This window comes from Streptomonospora sp. PA3 (genome assembly GCF_009728995.1).
Lineage (GTDB): Bacteria > Actinomycetota > Actinomycetes > Streptosporangiales > Streptosporangiaceae > Streptomonospora.
This window is the reverse complement of the sequence record NZ_VTZW01000008.1, coordinates 1-16,132: the sequence shown is the minus strand read 5'-3', so window position 1 is coordinate 16,132 and position 16,132 is coordinate 1. Positions and strand designations below refer to the sequence as shown.

The 16,132-nt window shown below is 75.6% G+C and carries 14 protein-coding genes; 10 read left to right on the top strand and 4 right to left on the bottom strand.

Going from position 1 to position 16,132, the window contains the following annotated elements; translation table 11 throughout:
• Positions 1 to 97: 97 nt before the first annotated feature.
• Entirely contained in the window at positions 98 to 1,099 is a 1,002-nt protein-coding gene (locus FZ103_RS06000) for a diacylglycerol kinase family protein (RefSeq protein WP_155999483.1), read from the bottom strand.
• A gap of 385 nt (positions 1,100 to 1,484) precedes the next feature.
• Between FZ103_RS06000 and FZ103_RS05995 the strand changes: the two genes are divergently transcribed.
• From FZ103_RS05995 to FZ103_RS05980, 4 genes are read left to right on the top strand one after another with little or no spacing between them, the layout of a single operon-like run.
• A complete protein-coding gene (locus FZ103_RS05995; protein WP_155999482.1) occupies positions 1,485 to 2,783 on the top strand; it encodes an extracellular solute-binding protein in 1,299 nt (432 codons plus the stop codon).
• A 9-nt stretch (positions 2,784 to 2,792) separates the two neighbouring features.
• Positions 2,793 to 3,743 (top strand): carbohydrate ABC transporter permease, encoded by a 951-nt coding sequence (locus tag FZ103_RS05990; protein ID WP_186355881.1) that lies wholly within the window; start codon positions 2,793 to 2,795, stop codon positions 3,741 to 3,743.
• A complete protein-coding gene (locus FZ103_RS05985; RefSeq protein ID WP_155999481.1) occupies positions 3,743 to 4,579 on the top strand; it encodes a carbohydrate ABC transporter permease in 837 nt (278 codons plus the stop codon). The genes FZ103_RS05990 and FZ103_RS05985 overlap by 1 nt, the downstream gene beginning before the upstream one ends.
• Positions 4,576 to 5,376 carry an IclR family transcriptional regulator gene (locus FZ103_RS05980; protein WP_155999480.1) on the top strand — a complete coding sequence of 267 codons (801 nt, stop codon included), beginning with the start codon at positions 4,576 to 4,578 and terminating at the stop codon, positions 5,374 to 5,376. Before FZ103_RS05985 ends, FZ103_RS05980 begins: the two co-directional genes overlap by 4 nt.
• A 188-nt stretch (positions 5,377 to 5,564) precedes the next feature.
• On the opposite strand, the gene FZ103_RS05975 is transcribed toward FZ103_RS05980, so the two are convergent.
• On the bottom strand, positions 5,565 to 8,438 hold the full coding sequence (locus FZ103_RS05975; RefSeq protein ID WP_155999479.1) for a DEAD/DEAH box helicase family protein: 2,874 nt from the start codon (positions 8,436 to 8,438) through the stop codon (positions 5,565 to 5,567).
• Positions 8,439 to 8,722: 284 nt separating this feature from the next.
• Positions 8,723 to 9,199 carry a hypothetical protein gene (locus FZ103_RS05970; protein ID WP_155999478.1) on the bottom strand — a complete coding sequence of 159 codons (477 nt, stop codon included), beginning with the start codon at positions 9,197 to 9,199 and terminating at the stop codon, positions 8,723 to 8,725.
• A 171-nt stretch (positions 9,200 to 9,370) separates the two neighbouring features.
• On the opposite strand from FZ103_RS05970, the gene FZ103_RS05965 reads away from it, so the two are divergent.
• The 5 genes from FZ103_RS05965 (at position 9,371) to FZ103_RS05945 (ending at position 14,474) form a co-directional block, all read left to right on the top strand.
• Positions 9,371 to 10,417 carry an NAD(P)-dependent oxidoreductase gene (locus tag FZ103_RS05965; protein ID WP_155999477.1) on the top strand — a complete coding sequence of 349 codons (1,047 nt, stop codon included), beginning with the start codon at positions 9,371 to 9,373 and terminating at the stop codon, positions 10,415 to 10,417.
• A 257-nt stretch (positions 10,418 to 10,674) separates the two neighbouring features.
• Complete coding sequence (locus FZ103_RS05960; protein WP_155999476.1) at positions 10,675 to 11,460, top strand: glycosyltransferase family 2 protein; 786 nt, start codon at positions 10,675 to 10,677, stop codon at positions 11,458 to 11,460.
• Positions 11,457 to 12,200: a DUF2064 domain-containing protein gene (locus FZ103_RS05955; protein WP_155999475.1), complete on the top strand. Its 744-nt coding sequence runs from the start codon at positions 11,457 to 11,459 to the stop codon at positions 12,198 to 12,200. Before FZ103_RS05960 ends, FZ103_RS05955 begins: the two co-directional genes overlap by 4 nt.
• Complete coding sequence (locus tag FZ103_RS05950; RefSeq protein WP_155999474.1) at positions 12,200 to 12,865, top strand: bifunctional 2-polyprenyl-6-hydroxyphenol methylase/3-demethylubiquinol 3-O-methyltransferase UbiG; 666 nt, start codon at positions 12,200 to 12,202, stop codon at positions 12,863 to 12,865. Before FZ103_RS05955 ends, FZ103_RS05950 begins: the two co-directional genes overlap by 1 nt.
• Positions 12,866 to 13,082: 217 nt before the next feature.
• On the top strand, positions 13,083 to 14,474 hold the full coding sequence (locus FZ103_RS05945; protein WP_222936540.1) for a hypothetical protein: 1,392 nt from the start codon (positions 13,083 to 13,085) through the stop codon (positions 14,472 to 14,474).
• A gap of 39 nt (positions 14,475 to 14,513) precedes the next feature.
• Here the strand turns inward: FZ103_RS05945 and FZ103_RS05940 are convergent, their stop codons facing one another.
• Positions 14,514 to 15,125 (bottom strand): hypothetical protein, encoded by a 612-nt coding sequence (locus FZ103_RS05940; protein ID WP_155999473.1) that lies wholly within the window; start codon positions 15,123 to 15,125, stop codon positions 14,514 to 14,516.
• A gap of 754 nt (positions 15,126 to 15,879) precedes the next feature.
• Here FZ103_RS05940 and FZ103_RS25360 point away from each other — a divergent pair.
• On the top strand, positions 15,880 to 16,132 hold a 253-nt coding region (locus FZ103_RS25360; protein WP_343233405.1), incomplete at its 3' end, for an RRXRR domain-containing protein.

Sequence of the window (16,132 nt, the reverse complement as noted above, 5' to 3'; positions counted from 1 at the left end):
GGCACCGGCCGCGTCGGGTGTGCGCTCCGCCGCCGGGAGGCGTTCCCACCGGGGCCGCGGTGCGCGGCCCCCGGGGCGGCCGAGCGCGCTCAGCTGCTCAGGCCGCCGCGTCGTCGGTCTCCGCCGGCACCAGGAACCGCCAGGCGGCGGGCAGCACCCGCCAGGTCCGCCCGGTGACGTTCTCCTTCAGCTCGCCGTCGGCGCTGGCCGGGCACCGCTCGCCCGTCACCGAGATCCGCCGCACCCGGCGGTGGTAGACGTCCACCTCCAGCGGGTGGGTCCCGCGGTGCAGGCGCACGGCGTGCACGGCGCGCTTGGTGAACCCGCGCGAACGCGAGACCACGAGGTGGATCAGCCCGTCGTCCAGCACCGAGTCGGGAGCCAGCAGGGCGGTGCCGCCCCCGATGTAGCGGCCGTTGGCCAGCCCGACCATCAGCACCTTGTGGTTGGTGTCGATGAGGACCTCGCCGTCGGCCTCGACCCGCAACCGGTAGCCGCGCGCCGCGAATCCGGCGATGACCCCGCCGATCGGGAAGCTCGCCGGTCCCAGCAGCCGCTTCCAGCGGGAGGCCGCGCGCGTGCTTTCGGCGCCGACGCCCAGGTGGACGGCGTTGACGGTGACCTCGCCGGTGTCGTCGACGATCAGATCCAGCGGACGCGCCCGCGCCGCGCGCAGGGCCGCCGCGGCGGCGTAGGGGTCCAAGGGCATGCCGAGGCCGCGGGCGAAGTCGTTGCCCGTACCCATGGGCAGCAGCCCCACCGTGCGCTCGCCGAGTTCGCCGCGCCGGTGCAGCGCGTTGGCCAGCGCGTGCAGGCTGCCGTCGCCCCCGGCGGCGATCAGCGATTCGTGGTCGCCGGCGGTGTCCAGCGCCTTGTCCAGCTCCTCGGGCGTGGAGCAGAACGCGGCCTCGGCGTCGTCGCCCAGCGCCGCGACGACATCGTGCAGCACGTTCGCCTCGGTGCTGCCGGCCTCGGTGTTGGTGAGGACGAGAATGATGGCGCTCCGTTCACTCGGCGCGCCCGCGGTCTGATGCGCGCTCGGCTCGAACCTGGTCGACCTGAACAGGAGGGGGATCGGGAGTGATGTCCCTTCCTGCATTATCCGTCATCGCCGGACATCTGCGGTACCGAGCTGCCCGCGGAAACGCGGGGGCAACCCCGGTGTGAGCGCAACCACGCAGCACCGCCGACCGCGGCCGTGCCCGCGGCGTCCCGCCCTGCTCCGGCACGCGACCGGTGCCGCGCACGGCCCCCGCCGCCGGCCGGCGCGGCCCGGCGCGGGCGCTGCCGCGCGGCCGCGTGCCCGTGAAGCGCCGGAGCGAGCGCCCTGCGCTGCGTCGCGCATAGGCGTCCACGCGTTGTGCAGAGCACAACCTTCCTCGGAGGCTCTTCAGCCCGGGCCCGCCGCCTGCCTAGGTTCGGTGCTCGCGGTCTGGTCCGGTATAGACCGACCAGCACCTCCACCCCCAGGCGAAGGAGTTCTGATGCGATACCGCCGCACCGCACGCGTCGGCGCCCTGGTCGCGCTCGCGGCGCTGCTGGCCGCCTGCGCACCCGCCCAGACCGACACCTCCGGCCCCGGTGCGGACCGGATGGAGGGCACCCTGCGCGTGTGGCTGTTCTCCGAGGTCGACCAGGAGCCCAAGGAGCGGGTGGTCGACGACGCGATCGCGGAGTTCGAAGCCGCCCACGACGGAGTCGACGTCGAGGTCCAGTACATCCCCGTCGACTCCCGCGCCGAGCGCTTCCAGGGCGCCTTCAACGACCCCTCCTCGGCTCCCGACGTCGCCGAGTACGGCAACACCGACCTGGCCGGATACGTCGAGGCCGGCGGATTCGCCGACATCGGCGACGAGCTCGCCGACTGGGACGCCTACAGCGGTATCTCCGCCGACGTCGCCGCCACGGCCCAGGTCGGCGACGGCACCTACGGCGTGCCCTGGTTCCTGGGGGTGCGCGCCCTCTTCTACCGCAGCGACGTCTTCGACGAGCTGGGCATCGACACCCCGCAGACGCTCCAGGAGGTCGTCGAGGCCGGGCGCACCGTGCGCGAGGAGAAGCCCGACATGCTCGGCCTCTCCGCCGGCGGCGCCTACACCTACGGATTCCTCCCCTTCGTGTGGGCCCACGGCGGCGCGATCGCCGAGCGGGACGGCGGCTCCTACACCGCCGCCATCGACTCGCCCGAAGCCAAGGCGGGGCTGGAGCTGTACTCCCAGGTGCTGTCGCCGGACGTGTGCCCGCCCCAGACCTGCGCCCAGATGACCGGCAACGAGAGCGTGCAGAACTTCATCGCCGGCGAAGCGGCCATGACCATCGGCGGCAACTTCAACATGAACGCGGTCCAGGAGAGCAAGGTGGCCGAGGACACCGCGGTGGTGCCGCTGCCCGGCACCGAGCCGGACTCCGTCGCTCCGGCCTTCGCGGGCGGCAACAACCTCGGCGTGCTCGCCGGCACCGACCACCGCACCCTGTCCGTGGAGTTCGTCAAACTGCTGGCGGGCAAGAAGTACCAGCAGCGGATGTACGAGGCCATGGGCAACCTGCCCACGCTCAGCGGCGTGCAGAGCGACATCGCCGCCCAGGACGAGGACGTCGCGCCCTTCATCGAGACCCTGGACGCGGGCACCCGCTTCGTCCCCGTCACCGGCGCCTGGGCGAGCATCGACGCCGAGGGCGTGCTGCCCACCATGGTCCAGCGGGTCGCCTCCGGCGACGCCTCGGTGGACAAGGCCGCCGGCGACGCCGCCGCCTCGCTCGACGAGGCCTTCGGCGGGGAGTGACAGGCAGGTATGGCAACCCCCGCACCGCCGCTGCGCGTACCCGGGCGGATGCTCGCCCGGGTACGCAGGAGCGGCCGCCTGGAACCCTGGATGTACCTGGCCCCCGCCCTGGCGGTGCTGGGGGCCCTGCTGGTCTACCCGCTGTACCAGCTCGTCCTGGTCTCCTTCTACGACTACCGCCAGCCGCAGGTCACCGGCGCCGAACCGCTGCGCTTCATCGGCTGGGGCAACTACCGCGCCCTGCTGGGCGACCCGCAGTTCTGGGAGGTGCTGGCCAACACGGTCGTCTTCGCCGGCGCCTGCGTGGCGGGCACGCTCGCCGTCGGCGGGAGCCTGGCGGTGCTGGCCACCCGCCTGTCGGCCTGGGTGCGCACGCTGCTCTTCCTCGCGGCCCTGGGCGCGTGGGCCACTCCCGCGGTCACCGGCAGCGCGGTGTGGCTGTTCCTGTTCGACCCCTCCCTGGGCCCGGTCAACCAGGCGCTCGCCGCGATGGGGCTGACGGGTTTCGAGGGGCACTCCTGGACCTACACCAAGTGGTCGGCCTTCGGGCTGGTCCTCAGCCAGGTGGTCTGGTGCTCCTTCCCGTTCGTCATGGTCACCCTCTACGCCGGGATCCGCGCGATCCCCTCCGAGGTGATCGAGGCCGCCCGCCTCGACGGCGCCTCGACCGGCCGGATCGCGACCAGCGTCATGCTGCCGATGCTGCGCCCGGCAATGGCGATCGTGACCATCCAGTCGATCATCTGGGACTTCAAAATCTTCACGCAGATCTACATCATGACCGGCGGCGGAGGCATCGCCGGGCAGAACCTCGTGCTCAACGTCTACGCCTACCAGCAGGCGTTCGCCTCGGGCCAGTACGGACTGGGCTCGGCCATCGGCGTGGTCACCACGCTCCTGCTGCTCGCGATCTCGCTCGCCTACCTGCGCGCCCTGCGCCGGCGGGGGGAGGTGCTGTGATGCTCCGCCGACTGCGGACCGACTCCGCGGGACTGCTGATCACCCTGGTGGTGGCCTTCCCGCTGTACTGGATGGTGCTCTCGGCGCTCAAGCCGCGCACCGCTCTGGAGGCGGGCGACCCCGCGCCCTACACCCTCAGCCCCACTCTGGACTCCTTCCGCCGGGTGCTGGTGGTGGAGGACTTCGGCCGCTACCTGCTCAACAGCGTGGGGGTGGCCGCGGCGGTGGTCGTCTGCTCGACGCTGTGCGCGTTCCTGGCGGCGGTGGCCCTGACCCGCTACCGCTTCCGCTCCCGCGCTACGCTGCTGGTCATGGTGCTCATCGCGCAGATGGTGCCGGTGGAGGCGCTGACCATTCCGCTGTTCTTCCTCATGCGCGGGATCGGCCAGAGCGTCCCGCAGCTGGGCCTGAACCACCTGGGTTCCCTGGTGCTCGTGCACACGGCCTTCGCCACCCCGCTGGCGATCTGGATGCTGCGCGGCTTCGTCGCCGCCGTCCCCCGCGAGCTGGAGGAGGCGTCCTGGCTGGACGGCGCAGGCAGCTTCACGTTCGTGTGGCGGGTGCTGTTCCCGCTGACGGCGCCGGGCGTGGTGGCCACCAGTATCTTCGCGTTCATCATGACCTGGAACGACTTCCTGTTCGCCACCACCTTCATCATCTCCGCCCAGGAGAACCAGACCCTGCCCGTGGCCCTGCTGTCGTTCTTCCGCCCCGACGAGAACGACTGGGGGGCCATCATGGCCGGCTCGGTGCTGATGACGCTTCCGGTCCTGGTCTTCTTCCTGTTCGTGCAGCGCCGCCTGGCCTCAGGACTGGGAGGCGCTGTCAAGGGATGAACGCCGACACCGCGCCGCGGCGCAACGCCGCCGTGTCGCTGCGCCGGGCGCTGGCCATCGTGGAGTTCGTGCGCAGCCGGCCCGCCGACACCGGCGGCGCCACCCTGACCCAGCTCGCCGACGCGGTCGGCATCAACAAGAGCTCGGTGCTGCGCCTGGCGACCCCGCTGATGGAGTCGGGGCTGCTCGACCGCGACAGCGCGAGCGGCCGGTTCCGCCTGGGCCCGGCCGCGCTCGGACTGTGGCAGGCCTACCTGGACCAGCTCGACCTGCGCTCGGTGGCCTCCGACCACCTGCGCGGGCTGATGCGCCGCACCGGCCACACCTGCCATCTCGTCCTGCTCGACGGGCACGACGTCGTCTACGCAGACAAGGTCGAGAACACCACGACCGTGCGCATGGCCTCGCGCATCGGCGCCCGGATGCCCGCCTACCGCACCGCCGTGGGCAAGGCGATCCTCGCGTTCTCCCCGGCCGACCTGGTGGCCGACGTCCTCGCCGACGGGCTCGCGGCGGCGACCGAGCACACCATCACCGACGCCGCGCTCTTCCACGAGGAACTGCGGCGGGTGCGCGGGCGCGGCTACGCCATCGACGATCGGGAGAACGAGCCCGAGGTGCGCTGTGTGGCGGCGCCGGTCTTCGACCACAACCGCGACCCGATCGCCGCGCTCAGCGTCTCGGCCCTGGTCAGCCAAATGCCGCCGGTCCGGGTCCGCGAACTCGGCCCCCAGGTCGCCGAGGTCGCCGCCCGAGTCTCCACTCAACTGGGCGCCCCAGCGGTGCAGGGGGAGTAGGGGCGGCCGTTCCGGCTCGGGGTGCGGGCCGGGCGGTCACCGGTTGCTGAACCCCCGCCGAGCTGCCGGGCGGCCCGCCGGCCGCCGCCGACCGGCCGGGGCCGCGCGTCGCCGGTGCCGCGCCGGGCGACAGCCTCACCGCGCGCCCGGCCGGGTCCCCCTACGCCTCTCGGCCTCGGCCGCGGCCGTCAGCGCCAGGTGAGGCGAGCCGCGGTGGCCAGCCCGCAGGGGTCGGTGCCGTAGTGGACGCGCAGGACGTCGGCGCCGGGGGAGCCGGCGTCGGCCGTGTACAGCGCGTCCCCGGCGGAGACCCAGCGGTTCCACGCGCGGGCGAAGGCCTGGGCGCCGGCCCGGTTGCGGGCCAGCGGCGCCGGCACGGCGTGGTAGACGACCGGGTTCGACGGGCAGGAGCCGCCCAGCCACTGCGCGGCGGCCGCGCGCCGGCCGCCGGTGCCCGCGGGCGGCTCGAACCGGTAGCGGGGGACGACGTAGCGGGGCGTGCCCACCAGCGGCGAGAGCACGTCGTCCAGGGAGTCGCGGAAGAGTTCGGCCGCCTCGGCGCCGCCGCCGACCAGCGTCAGCCGGTAGGCGCCCGTGGAGTCGACGTGCAGCCGCACCCCCGAGGCGCCGACCGGGGAGCGGCCGGCGTCGGCGAGCGCGTCGGCCACGGCCCAGGCGAAGCGGGCGGTGTCGGGCGCGAGCGCCGCGTCGGCGACCAGCCGCGCCGCCGCCCGGACCCGCAGCAGGCGGGCGCTCCAGCGTTCGGCGGCGACCGCCGCGACCGCAGCGGCCGCCGCGGAGACCGGTAGCGCAGCGGGAGTCGCCGCCGTCAGCAGCGCCCACACCGCCAGCGCGACCGCGGCCGCCGCGGCGACGGAGCCCGCGCGCGGCGCACGCCCCGGCGAAGATGCCGCGATGCCCCTCGGCGCGGGCACGGCGAGCGGCGGTACGGGCGCCGGAGCCGAGTCGGCGGCAGGGCCGGGTGCCGCCGGCCGCGCCGCCCGGGATGCGGCTCCGGTCACCCGCAGCGTGGGCAGCAGCTCGTCGGAGAAGGGGGCGCCGATGCGCCAGCGCTCCCGGGCCGCCGCCCGGTCCTGGGCGCGGGCGAGCATGCGGGCGTTGAGGGCGTCGAAGCGTTCGGCGGGCGGCGGGCCGTAGGGGGAGAAGTCCGGGTCGACGTGGGTCACCCCGCTGGTGACCTCCCCGTCGGCGTCCACGCCCAGATAGCCGTCGTGCTTGCGGACGAACCGGTCCCAGTCGGCGTCGCCCTTGGGGTGGTCGGCGCTCACGCACACCACCGTCCAGGTGTGCGCCGTCTTCTCCGGCCAGTCGGGGTCGGTGCGCAGGGCCCGCCCGCGGCCCTGCACGACGGCCGTCGGGGTGGTGGCGGTGGTCAGGTCCACGACGGTGTTCACCCGGCGGGCGTCCCATCCCTCGCCGAGCATGCCCCGGGTGCCCACCAGGACCCGGCAGCGGCCTTCCTCGAAGTACTCGGTGACCAGCCGTACCCGGACGCGCGGGCTCCACCGCCCCTCGATGCGCACCGGCCCCTCGGATCCGCCCTCGGCCACGGGGTCCGCGCCGGGCAGCCGCTGGGCCACCCAGGCCGCGAAGTCGGCGGCGGTCTCGGGCGCCGCCGCGACCGTGCGCCCGGTGACCAGCATCGGGCGCAGCCCGCGGGTGCGGTCGTCGCCGCACAGCAGCTCCAGGCACTCCCACGCCGACCCGGCCTCGTCGGCGAGGACGCCGCGCAACCGGGCCGAGGGGCGCGCGCCCGCGCGCTCGTGGTCGCACAGCACCAGCGTGCGCACCCGTTCGCCCAGTGATGCCGACTCCTCGGCGGTGATCTCCACGGCCGCCCGCGCCTTGGCCGCGCTGCGCGCCAGGACCCGGTCCACGGGGGAGCGCCCGGCGCGCAGCCCGCGGCGGGTGAGCCGGTAGCCCACCGCGGGCAGCGCGGCGCGGATGCGCTCGACGGCCTCGCCGTTGCGGCCCTGCTCCTCGGCGGGCAGCAGGCAGTTGCGGACGTAGTCCTCCAGCAGCGCCATCCAGTCCTCAACACGCGGCGGGCGGCGGTGCCGCTCCAGCATGCGGGCCTCGGGCGGCAGCGGAGCCAACCCCGCGTGGTGCAGCCGCAGCACGGCGTCGGTGAGCTCGGGTTCGCGTCCGGCCAGCCGCGACCAGGCCAGGCGCTCGCCGGGAGCGTCGCCGGGCGCGGCGCCGGCGGCGCCGCGCTCGTGGAAGCGCAGCCGGACCCAGTCGAGGAAGTCGGTCTCGGCGAAACCGGGGGCGAGCAGGTCCGTGCAGAATTCGGTGAAGCGCAGTCCGCCGCCGGCGAGGTAGTCGCGTTCGACGGCGGTGGGCTCCACCAGCCAGGCCAGCTCGTCGAACGGCGCCAGGTAGCCGCCGCGCACCAGCGCCGGGATCGAGGCGCCCTGCAACACCTCGCCGAACAACTCGTCCACCAGCTCCGACTCGGCGCGCGTCAGGGAGGCGGGGGGAGTCCCGGTCAGGCCGATGACGCGGGCGTCGCGGAGTTCGGCGAGGATCTCGGCGAGCAGGCGGCCCCAGACCTGCAGCAGGTGGTGGCATTCGTCCAGTACGACGGTCAGTGGACCGGCGTCGTGCAGCGCCTCGACCAGCGCCGCTCCGTTGGGGTGCAGGCGCTGCAGCAGGGGTCGCTCGGCGCCCTGCTCGTCGTTCTCCTGCTCGGGGTCGAAGACGGCCAGGGACTGGTAGGTGAGCACGTTGACGGCGTCGTCCAGCTCGCGCGACGCGCCAGCATCGGCGCCGTCGGGGCGTTCGAAGGCGCGCCAGTGGGAGATCCACTGGCCCTGGATCGCGGTGTTGGGCGTCAGCACGACGACCCGCGCGCCCAGCGCCCGGGCGGCCTCCAGGCCCACGAGCGTCTTGCCGGCCCCCGGCGGCAGCACCACCCAGGCGCGGCGCGAGCCCGCGGCCCAGCCCCGCTGCAGCCGCTCCAGCAGATCGCGCTGGTAGGGCCGGAACGCGCCGGGCCAGCGCGCGCGCCCGACCACCGTGGTCACGTCGGCTGTCGTCATGTGTGCACCCGTCTCCTGTCCGCACGCGGCGTCCCGCCGCTCACCCGCCGCCCGGCAAGTATGCCGCGAGGCGCTGCGAGGCCGCGGCCGAGAGCACGTGGGAACGGCGCGGGCGATGCCGCCGACCCGGGTGCGCGGACCGGGCCCCGGATGGCCGAGGCCGCCGCCCGGTTCTCCGCGGAAGCGGGCGCCCCGCGGCGCAGCGGAGCTTCGGGCGGCGGTCACCCGAAGGGGAGGTGGTGCGCGGCTTTGGCGAGAGGTGAACGGTGGGGGGCCCGGGGTGCTCAGCGCTGCTGCGCGCCCCGCTTGCGCTTGTGCTGTCGGCCCTTGTCCGCCGGCTCCGGCGAGCCGCGTTCGCGTGCCTTCTCCAAGGCGTCCTGGAACTCCTCGCGATATGTGCGGCCGCCGTGGGAGGCGAGGTTGAGCTCGTCGTTCGGTCGGCGCAGCGCCTTCTCGCACACCCGGCGCGCCGCTGCGGGGTTCGTCTTCAGCTGCGCGCGAGCCTGGTGGAGCTGGGCGGCGAGGTAGGCGTTCGCCGCTGCCCAATCCTTCGCCGCCTTCCCGGCCGCCGCTTTGCGCGCGGGCTTGGTGGCCCGCCGGGGGCGAGGCACCGCGGCGCCGGCGCGGGGCTCGACCCGCGTCTCGGCCTCCTCCGAGACGATCTCGCCCGCGATGTCGCCTCGGCGACTCGTGCGCCATCCCTGGAAAGGCAGCCGGAAACCCTCACTGCTGTAGTGCCGCCGGGTCTTCTTGGTCGTCATGCGCCACCCGCCTGTCTGGTCGGCAGAGCCGACTCCAGACATAGCAGGCGGGTGTGCCAGCGGCCATGGGGAGAACGGGCACATCTTTCACTACCCCGAGAAATCCCGAGGCGCCCAGCGCGATCGGCCCAGTGCCGGGCGCGGGCGGTCCGCCGGGAGTAGCTTCATGGGATGCGCATTCTCGTCACCGGCGGTGCCGGGTTCATCGGGTCCCATGTCGTCGCCGCCCTGGCCGGTGCCGGGCATGATCCGGTGGTGCTGGACACGCGGCCGCCGCCCGAGGGCCCCGAGGGCCGGGAGTGGGTGCGCTGCGACGTCCGCGACGCCGCGGGTGTCGGGGCGGCGCTGCGGGGCGTGGACGCGGTGTGCCACCAGGCCGCGATGGTGGGGCTGACGACCGACTTCGGCGACGCGCCCGCCTACGTCGGCGCCAACGACCTGGGCACCGCCGTGCTGCTTGCCGCCATGGCGCGCGCCGGCGTCGGCGACCTGGTACTGGCCGGGTCCATGGTCGTCTACGGCGAAGGCCGCTACACCTGCCCCGAGCACGGCGGCGTGCGCCCCGGCCCGCGCCGCCCGGCCGACCTCGACGCCGGCCGGTTCGAGCCGACCTGCCCGCAGTGCGGGGCCGCGCTGGAGCCCGGCCTGGTCGGCGAGGACGCCCCCGCCGACCCCCGCAGCGTCTACGCCGCCACCAAACTCGCCCAGGAGCACCTCGCCGCCGCATGGGCGCGCTCGACCGGCGGGCGCGCCATCGCGCTGCGCTACCACAATGTCTACGGGCCCCGGATGCCCCGCGACACCCCCTACGCCGGCGTCGCCTCCTTCTTCCGCTCGGCGCTGGCGCGCGGCGAGGCCCCCGCCGTGTTCGAGGACGGACACCAGCGGCGCGACTTCGTGCACGTGCGCGACATCGCCGACGCGAACACGGCCGCCCTGGAGGCCGTCGCCCACCGCGAAGGCGGCACGCTGCGGGCCTACAACGCCGGCAGCGGGACGCCGCACACCGTGGGGGAGATGGCCGAGGCCCTCGCCAACGCCCACGGCGGACCCCGCCCGCGGGTCACCGGCCGCTACCGGCTCGGCGACGTCCGCCACATCACCGCATCCTCCCAGCGCCTCGCCGACGAACTCGGCTGGCGCCCCCGGGTGGGCTTCGCCGAGGGCATGGCGGAGTTCGCCGCGGCGCCGCTTGGCGATCCCTCCGCGTCCGCGTGACCGCATCCGGCCACGCGGTCGCCGCGTGGGTCCCGGCTCCGAACCAGGGGTGAGGCCGGTCGCCCGGCGGCGCGCCGGGCGGTCGGAAACCAGGAGTGAACACGACGCGACGCGGCGTGTTCCGGGGTGCGGCGGGGCAGCACACAGGCAGGACCGGCCGGGGGTCCGGCCGGCCGCCGCCGCACCGGCGCCGCCGCTCCCGCCAGGGGCCGGCTCCGGCGCTCCCGCGCCCTCCGTCGTCGACCGCAGGAGGTCCCATGGTTCCAGGCGAGCCGCGCAGCGGCCCCGAGGCGCAGCCCGCTCCCGATCCCGATCCGGCGCCACCCGCCGGCCCGTCCGAGCACCCGCCGCCCGCCGAGGTGGTGCTGCCCTGCCTGGACGAGGCCGCGGCCCTGCCGTGGGTGCTGGGGCGGATCCCGGCCGGCTGGCGCGCCATCGTCGTCGACAACGGCTCCACCGACGACTCGGGCGCCATCGCGGCGGGGCTGGGCGCGCGCGTCGTCACCGAGCCCCGGCGCGGGTTCGGGGCGGCCTGCCACGCGGGGCTGAGCGCGGCCGAGGCGGAGTTCGTCTGCTTCTGCGACTGCGACGGCTCCCTCGACCCCGCGCTGCTGCCGCCGATGGTCGAGGCCGTGCGCAGCGGCGCCGCCGACCTGGTGCTGGGCCGGCGCCGGCCCACCGGTGCGGGGGCCTGGCCCCTGCACGCGCGGGCGGGCAACGCCGCCGTCGCGCGGATGCTGCGGCGGCGCACCGGCGTGCGCCTGCGCGACATCGGACCGATGCGGGCCGCCCGCCGCGCCGCCCTGCTCGGCCTCGGACTCACCGACCGGCGCTCGGGCTACCCCCTGCAGATGGTCGTGCGCGCCGCCGACGCGGGCTGGCGCATCAGCGAGGTCGACGTCGCCTATCGGCCCCGCAGCGGGCGCTCCAAGGTGACCGGCACCTGGCGCGGCACCTGGACGGCCGTGCGTGACATGCGGGCGGTGCTGCGCCAACCGCCGGCCCCGGCCCCTCCGCCCCCTCCGCCGGGGCGGCCGCGATGAGCGGCCCGCGAGCGGACGGCGGCGGGCCCGCGGCGAAGCCTGCCGCGGGCCGGGCGGCGCCGCACCCCGACCGCGCCGCCGCCCCGCGGCCGGCGGGCCCCACCGGCCCCACTGCCCTGCTGGTCATCGCCAAAGAGCCGGTGCCGGGGCGGGTCAAGACGCGGCTGCAGCCGGACGTCACCGCCGAGGAGGCCGCGGAGCTCGCCGCCGCCGCGCTGGCCGACACCCTGGAAGCGGTGCAGGCCGCTCCGGCGCGCCGCAGAGTACTGGTGCTCAGCGGAACCCCGGGGCCCTGGCTGCCCGAGCCCGGGTTCGAGGTCGTCGCCCAGGCCGGGGGAGGGCTGGACGAGCGGCTCGCGTCCGCGTTCGCCGGGTGCCCCGGGCCCGCGCTGCTGATCGGCATGGACACCCCGCAGGTGACCCCCGCCCTGCTGGCCCCGGCGCTGGGCGACGACGCCTGGGACGGCGTCGACGCGTGGTTCGGGCCGGCCCGGGACGGCGGGTTCTGGGCGCTGGGCCTGGCCGATCCGGACCCGCGGCTGCTGCGCGGCGTACCGATGTCCACCGCCCGCACCGGCGCGATCCAGCGGGCCCGCCTGGTCGAGGCCGGACTGCGGGTGCGCGACCTGGCCGAGCTGGTCGACGCCGACACCCCCGCCACCGCCGCCCGGGTCGCCCGCGCCGCCCCCGGCAGCCGGTTCGCGGCGGCATGGCGGCGCTGCCGCGGCGGGACCGGCTGATGGGCCCGCACGCAGCGCGCCGCCCCGCCGCTTCGGGCATCGCCGATCCCTACGCCGCGGCGCTGGGCACCGGTCGCGGACCGCTGTTCCTGCACTGCGCGGACGGGCGCCTGCTGCCCCTGGACGTCGAACGCTGGTGCTCGGTGCCCGACGCCGCGGACCGCAGCGTCCTGCGGCGCTGCAAGGGCGCGGTCCTCGACGTCGGCTGCGGACCGGGCCGCATGGCGGCCGGCCTGCTCCGCCGGGGCCATCGGGCGCTGGGCATCGACATCCACCCCGGCGCGGTCCGGCACACCCGCGCCGCGGGCGGGCGTGCGCTGCGCCGCAGCGTGTTCGGCAGGCTCCCCGGCGAGGGCGGCTGGCACACCGCGCTGCTGCTCGACGGCAGCATCGGCATCGGGGGCGATCCCGCGGCGCTGCTGGTCCGGCTGGCCGAGGTCGTCGCTCCGCACGGACTGCTGCTGGCCGAGGCCACCGGTGAGGACGACGACGAGCGGATGGCGGTGCGGATGTGCGACGGCCACGGCCGGTGCGGCGCCCCCTTCCCGTGGGCGCGCCTGGGACTGCGCGCGCTGGCCGCCGTCGCCGCGGAAACGCCGTGGAGCCTGGAGGAGACATGGCAGCAGGGGAGCAGGGCGTTCGCGGCCCTGCGCCGGGAGGGGTGAGGCCGGTGCCGGATGCGGTGGCGGTGAGCACGGTGGCCGCAGCGCGCGGGCCGGCCCTGCGGTCGCGGGTCGGGGCCGCCCGGTCCGGCGGCCCGGGCGCCGCCGGACCCCGGCGCGGCACGCGGCCGTGCGGCGGCGGGAGAGTCCGCGACCGGATCTGCGGCGCCCCGCTGGTGTCGCGGCGGCGAGCCGGGCCGGGTGTGCCTACGGTGGCGCCGTGACCGCACCCCGCTACCAGCAGCAGTCCGCCGCAGCGCCTCCAGGAGGGCCCCGGCGGCGGGCGGACGTCATCACGGCCGTGTGCGCGGCGGTGCTCGTCGCGGCCGCCGCGGTCGCGGGCGTGCTGATCGAGCGCGCGGGCCAGAAGCTCTACGTCGACTGGGAACCGCTGTACTCCGACTGGGCGCCGCACGTGGGGCCGGGCACGCTGCCGGCACTGGTCGTGGCCGCGGCGGTGGTGGTGTGGGGGCCCGCGGCCGCCGCCCGGCTGCCGTGGCGCCCCCTGCTGTGGTGCACCTGGGCCGCGGCGACGGCCTGGACCTTCGCCCTGGCCCTGGTCGACGGCTGGCACCCGGGCATCGCCGGCCAGCTCACCGACAAGCACGAGTACCTGCTGGCCATGGGGCGCTGGGAGGACCCCGGAGCCGCGCTGCGCACCTTCACCGACCACATCCTCATCGACGTGCCGCGGAACTGGCCCGCCCACGTCGCCGGGCACCCGCCCGGCGCCATGCTCACCTTCGTCGGACTGGACCGCATCGGCCTGGACGGGGGCGCGTGGGCGGGCGTCTTCTGCATCGTCACCGGAACCTCCGCCGCCGCCGCGATCCTGGTCGCCCTCGGCGCGCTGGGCGCCGGGCGGGCCGCGCGCCGCGCCGCCCCCTTCGTGGTGCTGGCGCCGGCCGCCGTGTGGGTGGGCACCTCGGCGGACGGGTACTTCGCGGCGGTCACCGCATGGGGACTGGCGCTGCTGGCGCTGGCCGGAACGGCGCGCACGCGCGCCCGCTGGGCGGCCGCGCTGGGCGCGGGGCTGCTGCTGGGCTGGGTGCTGTACCTGTCCTACGGCCTGACGCTGGCCGGGATCCTGGCCGCGGCGGTGATCGCCTGCACCCGCACCCTGCGGGCGCTCCCGCTCGCCGTCATCGGCGCCGCGGCGGTCGCCGCCGCCTTCACCGCGGCCGGGTTCTGGTGGTTCGAGGGCTACGACCTGCTCGTCACCCGCTACTTCCAAGGCGTGGGCGGCAAGCGGCCCTACTCCTACTGGATCTGGGCCAACCTCGCCATCGTCGTGATCACGGCCGGCCCCGCCGCGGTCGCCGGAGCGCGCCGCGCCGCGCTCGCCGCCCCCGCGGCCATCGGGCGGCTGCGCCGCACCCCGCCGAACGGCGACGACGCCCTGGTGGTGATGGCCGCGGCCGCGCTGGCGGCGATCGCCGTCGCCGACCTGTCGGGCATGAGCAAGGGCGAGACGGAGCGGATCTGGCTGCCGTTCGTGGTGTGGGTCGTCCCGGCCGCGGCGCTGCTCCCGCTGCGCGACCACCGCGTCTGGCTGGGCGTCCAGGCGGCGCTGGCGCTGGCGGCCAACCACCTGCTGCTCAACGGCTGGTAGCCCCGGGCCGGCCCGGTCCGGCTGCGCGGCGGCCGCCGCTCACAGGCGGTGGATCCAGGTGTACCAGGGCCCGCTGACGTGCCGGTAGGTATCCTCACCCGGGTGGGGCGGCCTGCCGCCGGGGCTGTAGGCGAAGCCGGCGGTGTCGAGGAACCCCGCGTCCTCCACCAGGAAGCGCGCGCCGCCGCCGTCGAGGTGCTCGGCCCGCAGAACACGGTAGGGGCCGAACCGCTCCGGCGCCTGCGCACCGGGGTCCTCGGCGTAGGCGGTGACGGAGGGCTCGGCCCACATGATGCCCGCGCGCACCGCGAGGTCGGTGGCCAGGAACGAGGAGGCGGCGAATACGAGCACCGGCACCGTCAGCCACCGCGCCGCAAGGCGCCACGGCGACCCGTGCCACTCCCCGAAGAGCGGGTACAGCACCGCCGCCTTCAGCAGGTAGGCGGCGCCGACGCAGACCCAGATCAGCCAGGACCCCAGAGCGAAGTCAAAGTAGACGCCCGGCACCGAGTAGGCCCACGCGGTGACCAGCAGCCCGACCGTGCCGGCCGCCGCCAGCACCCACCCGGGCGGCCCCGCGAACCAGCGCCGAAGCCGAGACCCGCCATCGGGCCGACCGGGCGCCCGCCCGGCGGAGGCGTCAGCCACCATGGTCCGTCCTCCTTCGCCCCGGCCCGTCCCGCAAAGCGCCAATCATGCCAGCAGGCGGAGCCCTACCGCGGCCGCGCACGCAGCAGGAGCTGACCGGATCCGGCCGTTGCCCGCGCCAACCACCTGCTGCTCAACGGCTGGTAGCGCCGGGCCGGCCCGGTCCGCAGCACGCGGTCGCGTCGGTCGCTGATCGAAGCCGCGGTACAAAGAGGATTCGGTCAGTGGCCGAGAGTGGCCAGCGTCTGGAGTCTTGCCGCAGGAGACCTTGCCGAGCCGAAACAATCGGGTCGTCCCGCACCGGCTTATAGCAGGATCCTCGTAACGGGTTCCCCTGCCTGAAGGCGGGGGCTTTCCACCCACCCGGGTGGAGGCCCGTGCAACTACGACACCGCGGACCCGACCGGTGAGCAGCGACGCAGGGAAGTCCGTCGTAACGGGTTCCCCCGCCTGAAGGCGGGGGGCTTTCCGCCCACCCGGGTGGAGGCCCGCCGTTACCAGCACCAGCCAACACCATGGGAGGTGAACCGCGTTGGCTACGTTCCGCACAGGAGAGAAGACCCACCAGGCCGTGCCTCCTCAGCGGCCTACTCTGGAACCCGCCCCAGCAGACAACCCCGGGAACAGGGACGAAACGGGGGGCGGGCGCCGTGAGGCACCCGGTGCGGGACATGTGCGAGAGGAGACCGGCGCCGCTTCCCCCGGCGGCGCCGGCGCCACCCCCGCGCCCTCCGAGGTCGGGGAGCAGCACCGTGAGGTGCCCCCGCACGTTTTCGTGCTCGACACCAACCGCGTGCCGTTGCAGCCGTGCCACCCGGCACGCGCCCGCCAACTCCTGGATAAGGGCCGGGCGGTCGTGCACCGCCGCACCCCCTTCACCATCCGGTTGAAAGACCGCACCGTGGAGAACTCCGAGGTCGACGGCGTCGACGTCGGTATCGACCCCGGGTCCAAGCACACCGGAGTGGCCGTGTTCACCGCCCGCGGGGGCGAGCGGCGCGGCCGGTTCG

Bases quoted from the DNA above. Each gene is read 5' to 3' on its own strand.
- FZ103_RS05990 (WP_186355881.1), top strand. From the start codon at position 2,793: ATGGCAACCCCCGCACCGCCGCTGCGCGTACCCGGGCGGATGCTCGCC.
- FZ103_RS05995 (WP_155999482.1), top strand. From the start codon at position 1,485: ATGCGATACCGCCGCACCGCACGCGTCGGCGCCCTGGTCGCGCTCGCG.
- FZ103_RS05955 (WP_155999475.1), top strand. From the start codon at position 11,457: ATGAGCGGCCCGCGAGCGGACGGCGGCGGGCCCGCGGCGAAGCCTGCC.
- FZ103_RS05985 (WP_155999481.1), top strand. From the start codon at position 3,743: ATGCTCCGCCGACTGCGGACCGACTCCGCGGGACTGCTGATCACCCTG.
- FZ103_RS05975 (WP_155999479.1), bottom strand. From the start codon at position 8,438: ATGACGACAGCCGACGTGACCACGGTGGTCGGGCGCGCGCGCTGGCCC.
- FZ103_RS05970 (WP_155999478.1), bottom strand. From the start codon at position 9,199: ATGACGACCAAGAAGACCCGGCGGCACTACAGCAGTGAGGGTTTCCGG.
- FZ103_RS06000 (WP_155999483.1), bottom strand. From the start codon at position 1,099: ATGCAGGAAGGGACATCACTCCCGATCCCCCTCCTGTTCAGGTCGACC.
- FZ103_RS05940 (WP_155999473.1), bottom strand. From the start codon at position 15,125: ATGGTGGCTGACGCCTCCGCCGGGCGGGCGCCCGGTCGGCCCGATGGC.
- FZ103_RS05960 (WP_155999476.1), top strand. From the start codon at position 10,675: ATGGTTCCAGGCGAGCCGCGCAGCGGCCCCGAGGCGCAGCCCGCTCCC.
- FZ103_RS05950 (WP_155999474.1), top strand. From the start codon at position 12,200: ATGGGCCCGCACGCAGCGCGCCGCCCCGCCGCTTCGGGCATCGCCGAT.
- FZ103_RS05965 (WP_155999477.1), top strand. From the start codon at position 9,371: ATGCGCATTCTCGTCACCGGCGGTGCCGGGTTCATCGGGTCCCATGTC.
- FZ103_RS05980 (WP_155999480.1), top strand. From the start codon at position 4,576: ATGAACGCCGACACCGCGCCGCGGCGCAACGCCGCCGTGTCGCTGCGC.